This is a genomic window from Actinomadura fibrosa (genome assembly GCF_900659615.1).
Taxonomy (GTDB): domain Bacteria; phylum Actinomycetota; class Actinomycetes; order Streptosporangiales; family Streptosporangiaceae; genus Spirillospora; species Spirillospora fibrosa.
Genome location: NZ_CAACUY010000549.1, coordinates 1 through 1,003 on the forward strand (window position 1 = coordinate 1; position 1,003 = coordinate 1,003).

The 1,003-nt window shown below is 75.1% G+C and carries 1 protein-coding gene; it reads left to right on the forward strand.

What is annotated here, in order from left to right; translation table 11 throughout:
• Positions 1-458: 458 nt before the first annotated feature.
• Positions 459-1,003 (forward strand): PucR-like N-terminal domain-containing protein (locus E1300_RS49580; RefSeq protein ID WP_503104957.1); only part of this gene is annotated, 545 nt, incomplete at its 3' end.

Here is a 1,003-nt window from a genome sequence, read left to right on the forward strand (position 1 = left end):
TTCGGCGGCGGGCCCGCGGCCGGCGGCCCGGCCGAGGCGGCGCGCAAGCCGGTCGCGGTGCCATCGCCCCGCGGACCGATGCGCCACTGCCCGACCAGCGCCTAGCCCCCCGCCCGCGCCCCCACCGCCCGACCAGCGCCTAGCACCACCGCCCGCGGCCCCACCGCCCGCGCGGAGCCGTCGGTTCCCGCGCGTGATCGTTGCGCCGGCGCGAGTTCGCGCATGGCCCAGCGCGTGCGATGACAGCCCACGCGTGAACACAGCGTCACCCCATACATGACCCGCACACAGTGGCCGAGTGCGCGTCCTGCCCTTTCGAGACGCCAGGGGCGCATTTGTCAACGTGTACGGTGGTTGACATTTGCCGATCTCGCCGTACACCCTTGTCACGTAAATTTGCGGTACATGGATCCGCGAGACGGTGTTTCGGGGGTTGCCGTCGGGGAGGGACGTGAACGATGGGTGCTCCCGGCAACGTCATCGAGCTTGACCTCGGCCTCGCGGCGGACGCGCGGGCCGTCCTCGTGCGGGCGCTCCGCGCGGCGGTGCCCGCGATCGTCGCCGAGGCCGTCACCGAGATCCAGCGCGAGGTCCCCGAGTACGCGGGCCCCGAGTGCGCGCACACGCTGGAGCTCGCCGCCGGCTGCGCCCTCGCGGGCTTCATCGACATGATCGACGCGCCGGGCCCGCCGTCCGAGGACCTCCTCGCCCTCTTCCGCCGCCTCGGCGCCGCCGAGGCGCAGGAGGGGCACGCCGCCGCCTCGTCGCTCAACGCGGTCAACGCCGGATCGCGGGTCGCGGTCCGGCACTTCGCGCGGGTCGCCGAGGACCTGGGCGCCGACGCCCCGGCCGCGCTCTACGGCCAGGTCATCTCCGGCGTCTTCCCCTACCTGAACTGGCTGATGGTCGCCACCGCGCAGGGCCGCGCCGAGGCGGCCCGCGACCCCGCCGGGCTGCTCCGGCGCCGCCGCCGCGCGCTGCTGGACGCCCTGCTCGCCGGGAC